This is a genomic window from Marinobacter algicola DG893 (assembly GCF_000170835.1).
Taxonomy (GTDB): domain Bacteria; phylum Pseudomonadota; class Gammaproteobacteria; order Pseudomonadales; family Oleiphilaceae; genus Marinobacter; species Marinobacter algicola.
The window spans coordinates 47225-65858 of sequence record NZ_ABCP01000007.1; the positions used below are offsets into that span (position 1 = coordinate 47225).

An 18634-nucleotide genomic window follows, 5' to 3' on the forward strand; every position below is an offset into this window, starting at 1 on the left:
ACGCTTGGTGCAGTTAAACCGCCTTATTGTACGAAATATGGCAGTTTGTGTCCACGCGAAATCTTGCTCGTCGCTACTTCAGTCCCAACACATCCTGCATGTCATACAACCCGGCGGGCTTACCTTCCAACCACAATGCCGCACGCATCGCACCTTTGGCAAACGTCATCCGGCTGCTGGCTTTGTGAGTAATTTCAATACGCTCACCTTCAGTGGCGAACAGCACGGTATGATCGCCAACCACATCACCGGCCCGGATAGTTTCGAAGCCGATCTCCTTGCGGGTACGCTCACCGGTAAACCCCTCGCGGCCATAGACGGCACACTCTTTCAGGTCGCGACCAAGGGCGTCGGCGACAACTTCGCCCATTCGCAAAGCCGTACCCGAAGGCGCGTCTTTCTTGTGGCGGTGGTGAGCTTCGATAATCTCGACGTCGTAGTCGTCACCCAGGGCCGCAGCGGCAGTGCGCAGCAGGTTGAGGGTGACGTTAACGCCGACACTCATGTTGGGAGCAAACACCACGGGAGCTTTCTCGGCAGCAACAGCGAGCTGCTCTTTCTCGGCGTCGGTCAGGCCCGTGGTGCCGATCACAATCATCTTGCCGCTGGCTTTACAGAATTCCGCGTTTTCCAGGGTCAGGTCCGGGAAGGTGAAGTCGATGAGTACGTCGAAATCGTCCTTCACATCGGCCAGGCTGCCAGCCATCTTGACGCCGGTCTTGCCGATACTGGTCATTTCACCGGCATCTGCACCGATAAGACTGCTGCCTGGCTCGACGACCGCCGCGCCGAGCTCCAGGCCCTCGGTTCCATCAACAGCTTCGATCAACACCTTGCCCATGCGCCCTGCGGCGCCGATGATTGCTACCCTCATCATGCCTGCCCTCAGAATTTCATTTCGTCGAAGAAGCTTTTCACACCCTCAAACCAGGAGGTTTTTCGCGGGCCATGCTGATTGCCATCGCCGCCGTCCAGGGTCTTCTGAAACTCTTCCAGCAACTCTTTCTGGCGCTTGGTGAGATTAACCGGGGTTTCCACCATCACGCGACACAGTAAATCTCCGGCCGGGCCACCGCGAACCGGGCTGACACCTTTGTTACGCAGCCGGAACAGCTTGCCGGTCTGGGTTTCCGGGGGAATCTTCAGCTTCACCCGACCATCAAGCGTTGGCACTTCCAGCTCGCCGCCGAGACTGGCATCCACAATACTGATGGGCACTTCGCAATACAGGTTACGGCCATCCCTGGTGAAGATCGAGTGCTCACGCACGGCAACTTGAACATAAAGGTCACCCGGCGGGCCACCCTGAACTCCCATTTCGCCTTCACCGGAAAGACGGATTCTGTCACCAGTGTCCACACCCGGCGGCACTTTGACCGACAGTGTCTTTTCTTCCTGAACCCGTCCTGCGCCATGGCAGCTCTTACACGGGTTCTTGATAATCTTGCCTTCACCTCGACAGGTAGGACAGGCCTGCTGCACTGTGAAGAAGCCTTGCTGCATCCGTACCTGGCCCATGCCATTACAGGTACCACAAGCTTCCGGCCGAGAACCCTTCTCGGCTCCGGTGCCGTCGCAGGTGTTGCACTCAGTGTGACCGGGAATGCGGATTTGAACGGTTTTACCTTTTACCGCCTCTTCCAGATCCAACTCCAGCGTGTAGCGCAGGTCGGCCCCGCGTGTGTTTCGGCCACCGCGGCCGCCGCCAAAGATATCACCGAACACATCGCCAAAGATGTCGGAGAAGCTGGCACCGCCACCGCCTCCGAATCCACCGCCAGCAGAGCCATCAACACCAGCGTGACCAAACTGATCATAAGCCGCGCGCTTGGAAGAATCAGAGAGAATCTCATAAGCTTCACTGGCTTCCTTGAACTTATGATCGGCGTCCTCATCATCCGGATTCCGGTCAGGATGATACTTCATCGCAAGCTTGCGGTAGGCTCGCTTGATCTCTTTTTCATCCGCTTCCCGGGACACCCCGAGAATCTCGTAATAGTCGCGCTTGGCCATGCTCTAAAACCCTGTTGGTAAAACGAGGAAAACGCGGGAGAGCTCCCGCGTTTTCCAACTGCCTGATGATCTTAAGCTTTATCGCTTGTCGTCGTCTTTGACTTCTTCAAACTCGGCATCAACGGCGTCGTCACTGGAACCGGACTGGGCGGCTTCTTCGCCCCCGGCCTGCTGCGCCTGCTCTGCCTGATCCGCATACATCTTCTGGGCCATTTCAGAAGACGCTTCCGTCAGCTTCTGAGTCTTGGCCTCGATGTCGTCCTTGTCGGAACCAGCCAGGGCTTCTTCCAGCTCCTTGATCGCAGCTTCGATAGACTCTTTCTCGCTGTCAGACACCTTGTCACCAGCATCGGCCAGAGTCTTGCGCACGGTGTGAACCATGGCGTCGCCCTGGTTACGGGCCTGGACCAGCTCTTCGAACTTGCGATCCTCGTCGGCGTTGGCTTCCGCGTCCTGAACCATCTTCTCGATTTCGTCGTCGTTCAGGCCTGAAGACGCCTTGATGACGATCGACTGCTCTTTGCCAGTCGCCTTGTCTTTGGCCGACACGTTCAGGATACCGTTGGCATCGATGTCGAAGGTAACTTCAATCTGCGGCGTGCCACGGGGCGCCGGCGGAATGTCCGCCAGGTCGAAGCGACCCAGTGATTTGTTCTGTGTCGCCTGCTTCCGCTCACCCTGGACCACGTGAATGGTCACGGCGGTCTGGTTGTCATCCGCGGTAGAGAACGTCTGCGACTTCTTGGTCGGGATGGTGGTGTTCTTGTCGATCAGCGGTGTCGCCACGCCACCCATGGTCTCGATACCCAGGGTCAGCGGGGTAACATCCAGCAACAGAACGTCTTTCACGTCACCGGAGAGCACAGCCGCCTGGATGGCAGCACCCATGGCTACGGCTTCGTCCGGGTTCACGTCCTTACGTGCTTCCTTACCGAAGAAGTTCTTCACTTTTTCCTGAACCATCGGCATGCGGGTCTGACCACCGACCAGGATGACTTCGTCGATTTCACCAATCTTGGCGCCGGAATCTTCCAGCGCGGTGCGGCAAGGTGCAAGGCTGCGCTCAACCAGCTCTTCAACCAGTGACTCCAGCTTGGCGCGGGTCACTTTCACGTTCATGTGCTTGGGACCGCTGGCATCCGCCGTTACGTATGGCAGGTTCACGTCGGTCTGCTGGCTGCTGGACAACTCGATCTTGGCCTTCTCGGCGGCTTCTTTCAGGCGCTGCATGGCCAGTGAGTCGCCGCGCAGGTCGATACCACTGTCTTTCTTGAACTGATCGGCAAGGTATTCGATCAGCTTCATATCAAAGTCTTCACCACCCAGGAAGGTGTCGCCGTTGGTGGCCAGCACTTCAAACTGGTGCTCACCGTCAACATCGGCAATCTCGATGATGGAGATATCGAAGGTACCACCGCCCAGGTCGTAAACGGCGACAGTGCGATCACCGCTCTTCTTGTCGAGACCGTAGGCCAACGCAGCAGCAGTCGGCTCGTTGATGATCCGCTTCACGTCCAGACCAGCGATCTTGCCGGCGTCTTTGGTGGCCTGACGCTGGCTGTCGTTGAAGTAGGCCGGCACGGTGATAACGGCTTCAGTTACCTTCTCGCCCAGATAGTCTTCCGCGGTTTTCTTCATCTTCTTGATGACTTCCGCAGACACCTGTGGCGGCGCCATCTTTTCGCCTTTAACTTCCACCCACGCATCGCCATTATCAGCCTTGGCGATTTTGTACGGCACCATCTTGATGTCTTTCTGAACCACGTCATCTTCGAAACGACGACCGATCAGACGCTTGATGGCATAGAGGGTGTTGTTCGGGTTGGTGACCGCCTGGCGCTTGGCAGACTGGCCTACCAGCGTTTCGCCATCTTCGGTATACGCAATGATGGAAGGCGTGGTGCGGTCGCCCTCTGCGTTCTCGATAACCTTGACCTTGTCACCATCCATGATGGCAACACAGGAGTTTGTGGTTCCCAGGTCGATACCAATAATTTTACTCATGCAATTGCTCCAATTCGGTTGTTCAATTCAGTTCCGGCTGCCTTAAAAGTTGCCCCGGAGTCCCGGTGCGCCGCCTGTTTACTGGCTATATTGGCGCGTTAATCTACTTTTCAAGCCTGCTCGTCGATTTTTGGTGCGTCCTCGGCCTTGGCAACCACCACCATCGCGGGACGAACAAGGCGATCGTTCAGGGTGTAGCCCTTCTGGACCACAGCCACGACACTGTTGGGCTCGGCATCAGGTGCCGGCACCATGGACATAGCCTCGTGCTGCTGGGGGTCAAACGGCTCACCCACAGGGTTAAGCTGAACCACATTGAACTTGCCGAGACTACCCATGAACAGATTGAGGGTCATCTCGACCCCTTCGCGTATCGAGGCCACCAGCTCGCCAGCGTTTTCATGCCCCTCAGTGCTTTCAACCGCCTTTTCCAGGCTGTCAGCGACCGGCAGGAGCTCCTTCACAAACTTCTCCAGCGCGAATTTGTGGGCTTTCTCCACATCGATCTCAGCGCGGCGGCGAACATTCTGCATCTCCGCCTGGGAACGCAACATCTGCTCCTGAAACTCTTGCGCCTGGGCCTTCAGGACCTCAATTTCGCTTTCCGGGCCGGCTTCGGCACTGTCTTCCGTCGCCGTTTCTTCTTCGGGAGCGGCTTCCGCAGTGTCTTTCAACTCTTCTTCCACCTGCTCGTTACGATTCTCGTCAGCGCTCATGACTACTCCTGCTTAATCGTCGGCGGCCAGACGACCGGCCGGTTAACGTTTGGTTTCCGACCGCCAGAGGCCGGAAAAAACATGTTTGCGAACGGATATGGGGCCCGTATCGAATGTTTCAACCGTTGCGCACCGCATTCATTCACAAATTCGCCAGGCGATGTTTGCAAACTGGAAAAACCCTGTATATATTTACAGTCACTGTATGTAATCACAGTATTCAGGAATCGAGCGGAGGACCTCTGCATGCTCACACAGCTCACCGTTTCCAATTACGCCATTGCCGAGCGGGTCGAACTTCAGTTTGGAAAGGGCATGACGGCACTGACCGGAGAAACCGGTGCCGGCAAATCCATTGTCCTGGACGCCCTTGGCCTTGCCATGGGGGGGCGCGCCGACGCTGGCGCCGTACGCCATGGCGCCAAACGCGCCGACATCACCGCGACCTTCGACGTATCCCGCATTGCCGAAGCCCGACAATGGCTGGAAAACCATGAGCTCGATGATGACCACGAATGCATTTTGCGACGGGTAATCAGCAAGGACGGCCGCTCTCGCGCCTACATCAACGGCCAGCCCTGCCCCCTTGCTCACCTGAAGGATCTGGGTAGCGCCCTGATGGACATCCACAGCCAGCATCAGCACCAGTCGCTACTGCGCAAGGAGACCCACCGCAAACTGCTGGATGAGTTCGCTGGCGCAGAAGCGCTGGGAGAACAAACCAGGGACGCCTGGAAGGCCTGGCACAAAACCCGCCAGCGACTGACTGAACGCCAGCAGAATGCCGATGAGGCAGAGGCCCGCCTGCAGTTGCTGCGCTACCAGGTAGAAGAACTGGACCGCCTGGCGTTGGAAGACGGAGAGCAGGCAGAGCTGGAGAAGGAGCAGGAACAGCTCAGCCATGCCGACACGGTACTGCATAACAGCCATCAGGCTACCCTGCTGTGCACGGAAGATGAGAATAGTGCGGCGGATCTGGTACGCCAGGCATTACAGCAACTGGAACAGCTGCCGGTGGAGGTTCCGGCACTGGCGGAAACCATCCAGATGCTGAATGAAGCCCAGATTCAAATCACCGAGGCCGGCGACAACCTGCGCCACTTTGTGGAAGATTACGACGCCGATCCAGCCCGGCTGGCCGAAGTGGAAGAACGTCTGAGTGCCATTTACCAGATGGCCCGCAAGCACCGCATCACACCGGAGACTCTCCCGGAATTCCACCAGAGCCTCAGTGCCGAACTGGCCTCCCTGGACGACGGCGAAGGCAGTGTTGAGAAACTGGAAGCGGAACTGGAAGAACAGCGAAGTCACTTCAATACACTGGCGACCGAGCTGTCGAACGCTCGCCAACAGGCTGCTGCCAACCTTGATCAGCGCATCGCGGAGGAGCTCGCCCAACTGAGCATGCCAGCGGTTCAGTTTGTCACTCATCTGAGCCGAAACAAGGGCGACGAGCCTGCACCCCATGGCCTGGAAGACATTGAATTCCTGGTCAGCGCCAACCCGGGCCAACCAGCACGCCCTCTAGCCAAGGTGGCCTCGGGCGGCGAACTCTCACGCATCAGCCTGGCCATTCAGGTGGTGGTTGCCCAGACCTCCACCACACCAACACTGGTCTTTGATGAAGTGGATGTGGGCATTGGTGGCGGAACCGCCGAAGTGGTTGGCCGCCTGCTTCGCAGCCTGGGCAGCAATGGACAGGTTCTGTGCGTCACGCATCTTGCCCAGGTTGCAGCCCAGTGCCATCAGCACCTGTTCGTCAGCAAGTTTACGGAATCAGACGCCACTTACTCGAAGATTGAGTCACTGGACGACAATGGCAGAGTCAGCGAAGTGGCAAGAATGCTCGGCGGCGTGGATATGACCGAACACACCATTGCCCACGCCCACGAAATGTTCACCAAAGGCCAGGCAACGCACCACTGAACAGTTTGAAAGGTAAGCGTATTCCCCTCTCGATCCTGAGAGTTGTTGGGGCGGGCTAAAACCCCGCCCCCTTTTTTCTTTTTGCCCGGACAAATCCTGAATGATCAGGATTTGAGGGGTTTGACGTAAAGAATCAGGCTGTGATCGACAATTTCATAGCCTCGTTCTTTGGCAATCTTTTGCTGCCGCTCTTCGATCACCTCATCGACGAACTCAATGACCTCACCGGTCTGTGTGCAGACCATGTGATCATGATGATCGTCGCCGGCCATCTCAAATACGGCGTGCCCACCCTCGAAGTTGTGGCGCAGAACCAGGCCAGCTGCCTCAAACTGAGTCAGCACCCGGTAGACGGTTGCCAGGCCCACGTCATCACCCTGTTCGAGGAGCTTTTTGTACACATCCTCGGCGCTGAGGTGATGCTCCTCGGAATTCTCCAGGATATTGAAGATCTTCACTCTTGGCAGAGTGACTTTAAGACCGACTTTTCGTAATTCGGTGTTTTCGGATGACATGTTACGATTCACTCTTTGGTGTGCCTCACGGCTTCCGGTATGATGAAGCCGCATGTTAACGGTCAGACCGTGTCACACCTGCCCCTGGCAGGCGATTTCAAGATAGAGGATTTCCCCCGGCGATGCAAAAGCTCACAGCTCTCATTCTAACTCTCATCATGGCTGGCTGTGTTTTCCCAGGCGTATACAAGATCAACGTACAACAGGGGAACATACTGACCGACGAAGAGCTGACATCACTGGCCGAGGGCATGTCCCGCAGCCAGGTCCACTCCTTGCTGGGAACGCCGCTGATGACAAACCCCGCCGATCCGTCGCGGGAATACTACGTGTACACCTTCCAGCGCAGTGGTGGCGACATCAAAGAACAACGGGTCATCGTCTACTACGATAACGACCAGTATTCCCATTACGAAGCCCAACTATTGGAAGAAACGCCCGCCTACTGAGCCCGACCTCAGCCCTTCTTCTTTGCCCGGTTGAGCCGGGCTTGCTTGGGATCGATCTGTAGCGGCCGGTAAACTTCAACCCGGTCGCCGTCCCGTAATTCGTGGGCAGAGGGGTTCTTGATCACCTTGCCGAAGATCCCCATATCGTCACTTTCCGGGTCGACCTCAGGAAATATGGCGACAATGCCGGAGCGCTTCACAGCCTCCACAGCGGTGGTGCCCTCTTCAACACTCAAGCTGATGATTTCCTGCCTGTCCGGCCGGGCAAAGGCCACCTCTACTCGAATCATTGTTATCCCCCGAGATAGACTTGGTCTGCGCGGCGGCAGAACGCATCCACCATGGTATTCGCAGCCTGATTGAAGACTGGCCCAAACGTCATCCTCGACAAGGATCCGGAAAACTCGAATTCCAGCGTAAGAATCACCTTGCAGGCGTTATTCTGCAGCGGCTTGAACTGCCAACGACCGCTAAGGTTGCGGAAAGGGCCATCCACCAGACTCATTTCAATGGTATGCGGCAGATACAGCTGGTTGCGCGTGGTCAGCCGGTGACGGATACCACCTTTGGCAATGTCCATGGACGCCATGATTTCGTGATCTGTCTGCTCGTGCACCTTGCTGGCCGAACACCAGGGAAGAAAGTCGGGGTAGCTGGCAACATCGTTGACCAGGTGGAACATGCGTTCCGCCGAGTGCATGACCAGCGCGGTCTTGTCGATCTGATGGGGCATTGGAACCGGACGTCCTGCTTGCGAATACTTTTGAGTTGATGACCCTGCAAAGGGGATTCCCCTTTAACCGGGACGCCAATATCAGACGCTATGATAAAGGATATCACCGCTGTTGGGGTCACTTTCCTGCCTGGCCGGACCATTCTTACCGCTCTCCTCTCCTGGCCTGGCCTCTGTATTGCCCCCCCTGTCGGCATCATCGGCCTCATTGTTGATATCGTCCGGATCCGGCGCAGCGGGCGTCATTGAACTTGGCGCCAACTCAGCGGAAGGTTCGCACCACAAGCCGTTGCTACCGCTATTGCACAAAGCCACCAGCGACGTGGCGGTGTACTGCAGGCCGATATACGCCACCACCAACGGCAAAATCAAACGCATCACCCAGAACCATATACGGCCAATCAGACGTGGCGCCTTTCCCAGTATGGTGAAGGTCAGATTGCGGGTCAGGTACCAGCCCGCGAAGACAGAAATCAGGATACTCACCAGCGGAATCAGAAAGCCACCCGTGATCAGCTCGAGCCAGCGGAACAAGGTACCCCCGGCGAAACGTTCATCGGACCATAGATTGAAGGACAGCAACGACCCAAGCCCCGCCAGCCAGACCGAACCACCCATCAGGAAGGCAGATAAGCCCCTTGGTGCGCCTGTCCACTCCTGAAACCAACCGACCACCGGCTCAAGCAACGAAAGAGACGTCGTCCACACAATCATGACGATGACCAGGAACACAGCCGCCACCAGAAACTGACTGCCCGGCAGATCCGCCAGGGCCACCGGCAACGACAGGAACAGTAGCCCGAACCCACGCTCGCCTTCCATGGAATGGCCATCAGGCGCCAACGAATAAATCGCCAACCCGGCCCCGATGGCGATCAGGGTATCCATCAACACCACAGCCAGCACAGAACGCTTAAGACGAGTGTCTGCGGGTGTATAGGCACCGAACAGGGTCCACACGCCCATACCGAGCCCAAGAGTGAAAAACGCGTGAAACAACGCTGCCCGCAAACTGTCCAGGGTCACATCGGCGGGGCGGAAATCCAGCATAAAGTCCGACGCGCTGCGAAAATCCCCGCTCCAGGCGGCAAGACCGCAGAGCGCCAGCAAAATCAGCATCATCGCCGGGGCCACCACCCGCACCGCACGCTCTACACCGTCCACCACACCCTGCATCGATACCCACACCACCAGCAACAGGAAGAACCCGTGCCAGCCCATGAATACGCGATAGTCCCGAGAGTCTGACACCAGTGTCGAGAGGATACCTGCAGCTTCGGCTTCCCCGGCACCAATAAACCGCCCCATCGCACCATAGAACACATAGGCCAGAGCGATGGCACCGAAAACAGCCGTAAAGGAAAGCACCAGAAAAGCCGCCAGCACACCCAGCCGGCCAGCCCACATCCACGCCCGAGACCGACGCGCACTGCGAACAAAACCATCCATCGCCAGCACCAATCCGTGGCGGGCATATCTTCCCATAGCGGACTCGGTCACCATCAACGGCAGGGTCACCAACAACAGGCACGCCAGGTACAGCAATATGAACAACCCGCCGCCATGCTGGCCAGCCAGGTAGGGGAACTGCCACACGTTCGCCAGACCAAAGGTTGCCCCGGTCGCGGCCCAGAAAAAAGTGGTTGGCCGGGTCCAGGACCCGATTGGTGTTTCGTATGGAGTAGGCATTCCATTCCCTGACGACTTCTCAGCGCACATTGTAGCGGAGGAATCGCAACCCATACGACCATCGACTCAGTCAATCGCGCCGATTTCGTGACCAGTCTGGCACTCCTAGGCTACAATGCGCGCTTTTCCGGCACGATTACGCACGGTAAATTTTTCTGTCCGACTCCGGATCAACGATTCATGAGCAAGAAGAAACCCGGCGCACCGAGCGCCACCATTGCCCTAAACAAAAAGGCAAAACACGAATATCACATCGAGGAACGCTTTGAGGCGGGCCTGGCCCTGCTCGGTTGGGAAGTAAAATCCATCCGTGCCGGCAAGGCGCAGCTCACCGACGCCTACGTGCTGCTAAAGGACGGAGAGGCTTGGCTGCTGGGATCTCACATTATCCCTCTAACCGCCGCTTCAACCCACGTTATCGCGGACCCGACCCGAACACGCAAATTGCTACTGCACGCCAAGGAAATTGCCAAAATCGTTGGCAAGGTTAACCAGGCGGGCCACACCTGCATCCCCCTGGCCATGTACTGGAAGAAGAACAAGGTGAAGTGCGAAATTGCCCTGGTGAAAGGCAAGAAACTCTTCGACAAACGCGCCACCGAGAAAGAACGGGACTGGAACCGCCAGAAACAACGCATCCTCCGCGAAACCAACGTCTGATCCGCTGGCCGGGCCCCGCGCCCGGCATCCTCTCCCCGCAACTTATGTCGCATCTGCATCCTCTTTTAGCCCCTCCCTGATCGGCCTATACTCGATCCTTTACCCCAATCCGCAAACGGACAGCGGCTACCCAGGGACAGACGGGAACCAAAGGGAGCAAGTGATGACACGCCGACAAACACCCATGTCCGCAGTAGATCGCTCGTGGCTACGCATGGAATGCCCCGAGAACCCCATGATGATTTCAGCGGTGCTGGTGTTTGATCAGCCCATCGCCCTCAAGCGCCTCAAACGTACGCTCGACGAACGCTTTCTCACCTTCCGGCGCTTTCGACAGCGCGTCGTCACCGAAGGTGACCGCGCGTACTGGCAGGACGACCCGCTCTTTCATATCGACAACCATATTCATGTTCTTGCCTTGCCCGGCGATGGTGGCAAACAGGAACTGCAAACACTGACCAGCGACCTGACCAGTACCTCACTGGATTTCCGGCGCCCGCTCTGGCAAATCCACTACATCGAGAACTATCAGGGTGGCTGCGCCCTTCTGGTTCGCATCCATCACTGCATTGCCGACGGCATTTCACTGGTGCGTGTGCTGCTCTCACTGACCGACAATTCACCGGAACCAAGGCTCAGCCGTGTATCAACATCCAGCCATACCAAGTCCCACGCGCCTCAGGGCCTACGCCAGCTCGCCAGCCGGGCTTTGCACAATGGACAAACCGCCATCGACCAGGCAGGGCTGTTTCTCAAGTCCATCCGCAACGACCCGGGCTACCCGTTCAAACTGGCCACCACCGCTGGCAACATCACCGTTGACCTGCTCAAGCTCGGCCTGGCCCCAGCGGAACCAGACACCTGCCTGAAAACACCCCTGAGCGGTCGCAAGCATGTCGCCTGGGCCGATCCCCTAAGCCTGGCCGAAGTAAAGGTATGTGCCAGGGCTCTGCGCGGCACTGCCAACGATGTGCTGTTGTGTGCCGCAGCCGGGGCCTTACAAAGGCACTTTATCGCCACGGGAGAAGCCACACCGGAGTGCGGCATTCGCGTGGCCGTGCCGTTCAACCTGCGCCCGATGCGGCAACCCATCGAAACCCTGGGCAATCAGTTCGGGCTGGTACTGGTCACCCTGCCCGTGGAAGAAACCGACCCGATCATGCGGTTCCGCCAGGTTCAGGAAAACATGAACCGCCTCAAACGCTCCTACCAGGCCCAGGTAACCTACAGCCTGCTGGATCTGTTCGGGCGCGGCCCGGATGTCCTTGAGCGACGGGCTCTCTCCATGCTCAGCAACAAAGCCTCTGCGGTACTCACTAACGTGCCGGGCCCAAAAAAACCTGTATATTTGGCGGGAGCAAAGCTCACCCAACCCATGTTCTGGGTGCCCCAGAGCGGCAATATCGGCATCGGTTTGAGCATTTTCAGCTACGCCGGCACGGTGCAGTTTGGCATCACCATCGACAAGAACATCAAGGCCGACCCCGCAAACGTGATGGGGCATTTTCGCGAAAGCTTTGCCGAACTCCTGGACGCTGCGTTGCACAACAACGAACAGAACACCGCCCGGGCCGCCAGTTGATAGGTACAACTGACCACCTGACACCACAAAACAAAACCAGGAAAACCTTGAAGTTGGCGGAACCAGCCACATATACTGTCGGTAAGGGGACGACATGGCTTCGACGCCGGTGGCGAACCCTTGGGTGCATGTCGAGATGGCAGCCAATCTCGTTAATCCAAAGCTGCAACGCAATAGTCGCAAACGACGAAAACTACGCACTAGCAGCGTAAGCTGCTAGTCGTCCTGACCGGGTCGCCCGTAGCCCGGAAGCAACATCTCAGGACGTCATCGCTTACGGGATGCTCCGTTTTCCAGAGTTCACTGGCTAACGGCTAAGATTTAAAGAACTCGGTTCTTGCACCCTGGCTCTCGGGTCGCTTGAACTTAAATCAATAGAGAGACGCTAAACATGTAGACCTCAAGGCTGAGTACTGGCGGACGCGGGTTCAATTCCCGCCGTCTCCACCAAATGCTTTACTGTCAATGAGTTAGCACACCAAGGCCAGTTTGGTACATCAATCTGGTACAAGGTCCTAACTCATGGCAGCCTCCCAACTCTCTTCTTACGTACTTCAACGACCCTCAGGCTTTTACTTCCGCAAGGCAGTTCCTTATCCTTGGCGCGCAATCTTGGGCAGAGAAATCAAGCGCCCGTTGCACGTAGATAGTCAACAATCCGCGATCAGAACAGCTCGTTCTCTTGAGGCTCGTCTGCGAAGAATGCTGAGCCCTGCAACACTCAGGAGTCTCCAATTGTCACTCAGCCATAACCAAATCAAGACTCTGGTTAAAAACTGGATTACGAGAGAGCTAGAAGAGTTCGAGAATGACCTCATTTCAACTGGGGCAATGACTCGCGATGATCTCGTCGACGCACTCGACAACCAAGGCAACTTCCTGATCGAAGCTCGTGAGAGGTTAGGATACCGTGACACCCAAAGAGCCAGAGAAAAGGCTCAAGAGGCCCTCAGAGCAGAGAGCATGGACCTATCCCACGCCACAGAGCCTCAGGTCTTGAACGCTTTCCTGCATGGGGAGGTCGAGCTGTGTGAGTTATCCGAGAAGCTTCTACGCTCTGGAACAACAGGAGGGGAGATTAAACGAGTTGGTCCAATTGAAGATCAAGTCTTCGATACAAAACCAACCATGGAACGTATCGCTACCCAATCGTTGCCCGAACTTATTTCACGCTTCATGAATGAACAAAGGGCAGAGCTACGGGACAGAACCATTCGAGAGTATGAGACATCTCTGAACGTGCTGAATGAGCTCTGGGACTATGGGCCGTTAACATCAATTTCCCGCGACACCGCCATACAGCTTCGAGACTCTATCCTTGAGTATCCAGTGAACCGACTAAAGGGCCGGAACGCTCAGCTCAGCATCACAGAAATCAAAAAGAAAGACTGGAAGCCAATCAGTAAGACTACGGCAAACAAGCACTACACCCGCTGGTCACACTTCATGTCCTGGTGTGTCGAGTGCGAGATCATCACCAAGAATCATCTTCAAGGTAAAGCACCCAAGGCCTCTCGAAGCACCCGACGCTCTTGGGAACCCCAGGAACTAAGCAAACTCTTTGGACACCTCGCTAATCAAACATATAGAGAAAGTCAGTCATGGAAGTATTGGTTACCCGTCTTGGGTCTTTCAACAGGCGCTCGCATTGAAGAGCTGTGTGGCATCGAAAGCCGAGACGTAAAGACTGATGGATCGAACCATTGGTACTTAAATATTGTTGATAGTGAAGTCAGAAGACTGAAAAACGAGACCAGTATCCGCAAGGTTCCCATACATGAGCAGGTCATAGAGCTAGGTTTCTTGGAATTTGCCCAGAGGAGGCACGAGGGGCTCTTGTTCCCAGAGCTTGAGCAATATTCCTCAGACTCTCTTAGCCATGAGCCCTCCAAGTGGTTCGGTCGCCTGAAGTCAAAACTCGGCTTTGGGAGAGAACTCGTGTTCCACTCTTTTCGCCACCTCGTCCGAGAGCTGCTGCATGAGGCGAATACCCCCGACTCCTGCATTAAGGAAATCCTTGGCCACGACCAGAATGACGTCACATTCGGCACTTACGGAAAGATTAAACCAGACACTCTAAAGCGGCATATCGACGCGCTACCTTTGGAGCCGTACCTAGCCGAAACAAGGGGTTATCAATCGCGGAGTTGAAATCAAAAGGACAGGGAAGGAAGAGACAAGCCCGCTATGAGACTTGCCGATCCTATCCCCTGGGGTTCCTACAGATTAGGTGCCCCGTTATTGACGGTAGGTTATGTGACCTGCACCCAACTTTCTAATCCATCCTGATCTTAGTAATGTTCATCACCAGAGAGGACGATGAACATGAAGAAGCGATTCACCGAAGAACAGATCATTCCCATTCTCAAGGAAGCCGAGGCCGGCCTTCCGGTCAAAGAGCTGTGCCGGAAGTACAACATCTCGGATGCCACCTTCTACACCTGGCGCAAGAAGTATGGCGGCCTGGAAGTCTCAGAAGCCCGTCGCCTGAAAGCCCTTGAGGAAGAGAACGCCCGGCTCAAGAAGTTGCTGGCCGAGTCCATGCTGGATACAGAAGCCCTGAAGGCCGCCCTCAACCGAAAGTACTAACCGTCGGGAACAAGCGCGAGGCTGTGCGCACCATGCTGTCGGAGACGACGATATCCGAGCGCAAAGCCTGTTCACTCGTCGGGTTATCCCGCGCAACGATGCGATATCAGTCTCAGCGCTCTCCAGAGGAGCGTGAGCTGACAGAGCGCATCAAAGCCATTGCGTTCGAGCGCCGCCGGTTCGGGTACCGGCGTGTTCACCAGTTGCTGCGTCGTGAGGGTGCTGAGGTGAATCACAAGAAGGTTTATCGACTTTACCGAGAGGCCGGCCTGGCCGTCCGCAAACGCAAGCGCCGTAAAGGTGTGATGGTCGAACGGCAGCCATTGGTGTTGCCTGGTGCGCCGAACCACACGTGGTCCATGGACTTTGTGATGGATTCCTTGGCCAACGGCCGCAGGATCAAATGCCTGACGATTGTGGATGACTTCACGAAGGAGTGCCTCGACATTCCCGTGGCCATGGGCATTTCAGGTGAACAGGTCGCCCGCACCTTGGATGGTATAGCGGCCTTCCGAGGCTACCCGAAGGCCGTTAGAACCGACCAGGGGCCGGAATTCACTGGCAGAGCGCTCGATCAATGGGCATACCGCCATGGCGTTGAACTGAAGCTGATTCAGCCCGGAAAGCCGATGCAGAATGGTTACGTCGAGAGCTTTAACGGAAAATTCCGGGATGAGTGCCTGAATGAACACTGGTTCCGGGACCTTGCTCATGCCCGGGAGAAAATCAGTAACTGGCGATTGGACTACAATGAGCAGCGTCCGCATTCATCCCTGGGGTATCAGACACCCCTGGAATTTGCCTCCGCTCTCCGACTTGGAAAAACAGATTCAAAAGTAACGGACATTACTAGGGAGCAGTTGGATTAAACACTGGGGGCAGGTCATGTCCACACAGGAAAACCGAGCGAACAAATTTAGAACGGTCATATTCGGGGAGAGCATGAGTCCCGAAGCGCACTTGGTCAGAACAGCATGGTTTCGAGCAGCCATAGTAGTGCCACTTACCTTGGCCGCGATAGTGGCATGGATTTTCACTTCAGATTCCAAACTATTCTGGAGCTTCACGCCCGATGGAATGAATCATTTTCTCAATCTATTCAAGCTTCCAATTGGCATAGCCAGCCTAGCCCTACCTATAACCGCCGTTGTGGCCGCAAATCATCGATCCATGCAAACAGCAAAACAGATTCAAGAGCAGAACTCCCAGAATATTTTCTCAAATCATCTAGAACATAGGCGATTCTTCGGAAGATTTATAGAAGAGAGGAAACCGTTTGGAAATGAGAACATAGAGGTTGCCACCCTATATGAAAGACTTTTCCCGGAGGCTTCAGAAGGTAACCTGAAGCCCGATAATCCGCTGCTAGATGACATCTTCCAGAAAGTTGACGAAGCAGTATGTGAAGCTATGGAAGCATCAATAGACGAGTTTTCGACAACGAACTTCAAGATATCGCGAAATCGGCTGCTAAAGCTGACCAAGATGGCAGCCCAGGCGGACCAAGTCATAGCGGGTTTTCTAACACCTTGGAAACGTATCGACGTGACAGACGAATCAGATGACCACCTAGGAGTTGTTGGAGAAATTAATACCAAGTATGCCGCTGTAGCGATTGGTCTGGAAAAATGTGCCAACTTCCATAGATATCACTACGAATCCAAGAATTTTGAGAGAATTTCAATAAACTCCAAAGCGATAACAGCTCAGTACCAAGAACTCATAAATGTACATGTTCTGTTCAAAGATCTCATGAGGATAATAAATGAATATCTGGGCGAATCAGGTTCGTTGAAAAACCCAAATCCGAATAATAGAGAAAGGTTTCAGGAGAGGCTAAAGCAGCTGGATCATAGCATGAACATTAACAATCAAGATTTATCTCACATGGCTTTAATACTAAACAATCATCTAACACAAGCTCATGCTCTAGAGATTTTTCGACACGCGCCAGAGAGCTGGCAACAAGAGATCGCCTTGGTATAGACACCGTTAGAATTAGTGCACGCATAGAGTTAGAACCTGGGGCCTTTCTCGCATTCGATATTGAGGTGTGCATCCGATAAATGGGCATATCTCATTGTCATGCCTATGGAAGAGTGGCCGAGTATCTTTTGCAGTGATGAACATTACTAATGATCGCGATGGATTAGAAAGTTGGGGGCAGGTCAAGTTTACTGTTCCAGGTGATGGTTTTCAGAGGACTTGCCTTAAGGTCATCTGACAGAAAACCTACACGACGGTTGCTGATTACGTCTGGTCCGCTACGATCTTTTCACCCTCCCCCGCTTTCTCTAGGTTCGCTGGTGACTTTATTGGTTCTACTGACAATGGTTCCCTGATGCTGGTTTTCAGCAGGTATTGGAGTGGGCTAATCTCCAACTTCCGCTCCCTCTTCCCAAGAAGCAATCTCTGCATCCCACGAGCGCATTGTCCTTGCGAAGTGCCAAATGCTAAATACGACGGAAATCAAGAGAACAATGGTCAATACGCGACTAAAACCCCAAAGAATAAAGAGAAATCCAACTATGGTTAGAGTTATCGCTAATCCAGCAACTCCTTCAGTCCTCTTGTAGTGGTCAACTAATCCCGGACAGTATTTTAAGGTTTTCCTCAGCGGCAACGGGCGAAATGCCGTCGTTGAATACGTGAGGTCGCTGCCGGTTGTAGTAGTCCATCAGATAGCCACCCACATCTTTTTTGGCCTCGGGCAGGTTCCGATATCCGAGAGCCGGTATCCATTCAGATTTCAGGCTCCGGAACAGTCTTTCCATCGGTGCGTTGTCCCAGCAGTTCCCACGTCGGCTCATGCTTTGTGTCATTCGATAGCGCCAGAGCGTCTGACGGAACTTACGGCTGGCATACTGACTTCCTTGATCTGAGTGGAACATGACCTTTTCTGGTTGACCACGCTGTTCCCAGGCGTGATCCAGCGCTTTGACCACCAAATCGGCATCGGGACTGGATGACATCGCCCAACCAACGACGCGTCGGGCATACAAATCCAGGACGACAGCCAGATAGCTCCACCGCTGGCCGCTCCATACATAGGTGATGTCACCACACCACGCCTGATTCGGCCGATCTACCGTAAACTCACGAGCCAGATGGTTCGGGATATCCGGTCGCTCAACAGTCGCCTGCTTGTAGGCGTGAGGACCCGGCTGCTTACAGATCAGCCCCAGCTCACTCATCAATCGTCGAACCTTGAAGCGCCCGATGACAACGCCGTCGTCATTGAGCATGCCCTTGATCGTTCTACTGCCGGCAGAGCTACGACTCTTGGTGAATAGACGGTTTACCTGAGTCTTCAGGGCCAGACGCTCAACATCCACGTGCTTCCGCCGTTGGCGGTACTCGTAATAGCTGGAACGGCCGATATCAAACGCATTGCAGACCATTTCAACAGGCATTTGCTCACTCAACTGGTCTATCAGCGCGTACGATTCATGTCGTCCGACATCAAGAGAGCGGTAGCCTTTTTTAGTATGTCTTTCTCCTGTTCAAGGCGCTTGCAGCGGGCTTCCAGCTCCTGAATACGGCGCTGCTCCGGGGTTAACGCCTTGCCCTTCGGGGTGACACCGTCACGCTCCTCGGTCAGCTGGTTAACCCAGCGCCGGATAGCGCTTTCACCAATTCCCAGGGACACGCTCGCCTGGGGAATCGTGTAACCCTGGTCCAGCACCAGGCTGGCTGCTTCCTGTTTGAACTCAGGAGAAAAAGAACGTCGCTTTCTGGTCATCAGACACCTCGTTTAT

At 55.2% G+C, this 18634-nt stretch carries 16 protein-coding genes, 1 other RNA gene and 1 pseudogene; 8 read left to right on the forward strand and 10 right to left on the reverse strand.

What is annotated here, in order from left to right; translation table 11 throughout:
* Positions 1–73: 73 nt before the first annotated feature.
* The 4 genes from dapB to grpE form a co-directional block, all read right to left on the reverse strand.
* Positions 74–877, reverse strand: coding sequence for a 4-hydroxy-tetrahydrodipicolinate reductase (gene dapB / locus MDG893_RS07345; protein ID WP_007153115.1), 804 nt, complete (start codon positions 875–877; stop codon positions 74–76).
* An 8-nt stretch (positions 878–885) separates the two neighbouring features.
* A complete protein-coding gene (gene dnaJ, locus MDG893_RS07350) occupies positions 886–2013 on the reverse strand; it encodes a molecular chaperone DnaJ (protein ID WP_007153116.1) in 1128 nt (375 codons plus the stop codon).
* Between the two features lie 78 nt (positions 2014–2091).
* Complete coding sequence (dnaK, locus tag MDG893_RS07355) at positions 2092–4017, reverse strand: molecular chaperone DnaK (protein WP_007153117.1); 1926 nt, start codon at positions 4015–4017, stop codon at positions 2092–2094.
* A gap of 110 nt (positions 4018–4127) precedes the next feature.
* Positions 4128–4733, reverse strand: coding sequence for a nucleotide exchange factor GrpE (gene grpE / locus MDG893_RS07360; RefSeq protein ID WP_007153118.1), 606 nt, complete (start codon positions 4731–4733; stop codon positions 4128–4130).
* Between the two features lie 246 nt (positions 4734–4979).
* Here grpE and recN point away from each other — a divergent pair, with 246 nt between their 5' ends.
* Complete coding sequence (recN, locus tag MDG893_RS07365) at positions 4980–6659, forward strand: DNA repair protein RecN (protein ID WP_007153119.1); 1680 nt, start codon at positions 4980–4982, stop codon at positions 6657–6659.
* Positions 6660–6763: 104 nt separating this feature from the next.
* On the opposite strand, the gene fur is transcribed toward recN, so the two are convergent.
* Positions 6764–7174: a ferric iron uptake transcriptional regulator gene (gene fur, locus MDG893_RS07370; protein ID WP_007153120.1), complete on the reverse strand. Its 411-nt coding sequence runs from the start codon at positions 7172–7174 to the stop codon at positions 6764–6766.
* Between the two features lie 122 nt (positions 7175–7296).
* On the opposite strand from fur, the gene MDG893_RS07375 reads away from it, so the two are divergent.
* Positions 7297–7623: an outer membrane protein assembly factor BamE gene (locus MDG893_RS07375; protein WP_007153121.1), complete on the forward strand. Its 327-nt coding sequence runs from the start codon at positions 7297–7299 to the stop codon at positions 7621–7623.
* An 8-nt stretch (positions 7624–7631) separates the two neighbouring features.
* On the opposite strand, the gene MDG893_RS07380 is transcribed toward MDG893_RS07375, so the two are convergent.
* The 3 genes from MDG893_RS07380 to MDG893_RS07390 all read right to left on the reverse strand — a co-directional run bounded on the left by MDG893_RS07380 (position 7632) and on the right by MDG893_RS07390 (position 10045).
* Positions 7632–7913: an RnfH family protein gene (locus MDG893_RS07380; RefSeq protein WP_007153122.1), complete on the reverse strand. Its 282-nt coding sequence runs from the start codon at positions 7911–7913 to the stop codon at positions 7632–7634.
* A 2-nt stretch (positions 7914–7915) separates the two neighbouring features.
* Positions 7916–8356: a type II toxin-antitoxin system RatA family toxin gene (locus MDG893_RS07385; RefSeq protein WP_007153123.1), complete on the reverse strand. Its 441-nt coding sequence runs from the start codon at positions 8354–8356 to the stop codon at positions 7916–7918.
* Positions 8357–8437: 81 nt separating this feature from the next.
* Positions 8438–10045, reverse strand: coding sequence for a sodium-dependent transporter (locus MDG893_RS07390; RefSeq protein ID WP_007153124.1), 1608 nt, complete (start codon positions 10043–10045; stop codon positions 8438–8440).
* A gap of 180 nt (positions 10046–10225) precedes the next feature.
* Between MDG893_RS07390 and smpB the strand changes: the two genes are divergently transcribed.
* From smpB to MDG893_RS07420, 6 genes are all read left to right on the forward strand, one after another.
* A complete protein-coding gene (gene smpB, locus MDG893_RS07395) occupies positions 10226–10705 on the forward strand; it encodes an SsrA-binding protein SmpB (RefSeq protein WP_007153125.1) in 480 nt (159 codons plus the stop codon).
* A 163-nt stretch (positions 10706–10868) separates the two neighbouring features.
* Entirely contained in the window at positions 10869–12287 is a 1419-nt protein-coding gene (locus MDG893_RS07400; RefSeq protein WP_040474399.1) for a wax ester/triacylglycerol synthase family O-acyltransferase, read from the forward strand.
* 85 nt (positions 12288–12372) lie between these two features.
* Positions 12373–12737: a transfer-messenger RNA gene (ssrA, locus tag MDG893_RS20660) on the forward strand.
* Positions 12738–13022: 285 nt separating this feature from the next.
* Entirely contained in the window at positions 13023–14438 is a 1416-nt protein-coding gene (locus MDG893_RS20470; RefSeq protein WP_007153127.1) for a site-specific integrase, read from the forward strand.
* Positions 14439–14612: 174 nt separating this feature from the next.
* Positions 14613–15745 (forward strand): IS3 family transposase gene (locus MDG893_RS07415; protein ID WP_085985277.1). Its coding sequence is split into 2 segments (ribosomal slippage): positions 14613–14871 and positions 14871–15745, totalling 1134 coding nucleotides; the frame shifts between segments, so codons are not numbered across the junction.
* A 16-nt stretch (positions 15746–15761) separates the two neighbouring features.
* Positions 15762–16862: a hypothetical protein gene (locus MDG893_RS07420; protein ID WP_007153128.1), complete on the forward strand. Its 1101-nt coding sequence runs from the start codon at positions 15762–15764 to the stop codon at positions 16860–16862.
* Positions 16863–16891: 29 nt separating this feature from the next.
* Here MDG893_RS07420 and MDG893_RS21350 read toward each other — a convergent pair.
* Both MDG893_RS21350 and MDG893_RS07425 read right to left on the reverse strand, forming a co-directional pair.
* A pseudogene (locus MDG893_RS21350) lies at positions 16892–16999 on the reverse strand (phage integrase); the annotation flags it as partial.
* Positions 17000–17455: 456 nt separating this feature from the next.
* Positions 17456–18618, reverse strand: a protein-coding gene (locus MDG893_RS07425; protein WP_085985281.1) for an IS3 family transposase whose coding sequence is annotated in 2 segments (ribosomal slippage) — positions 17456–18363 and positions 18363–18618 — 1164 coding nt in all. Because the reading frame shifts where the segments join, the coding sequence is not laid out codon by codon here.
* Positions 18619–18634: the final 16 nt, after the last annotated feature.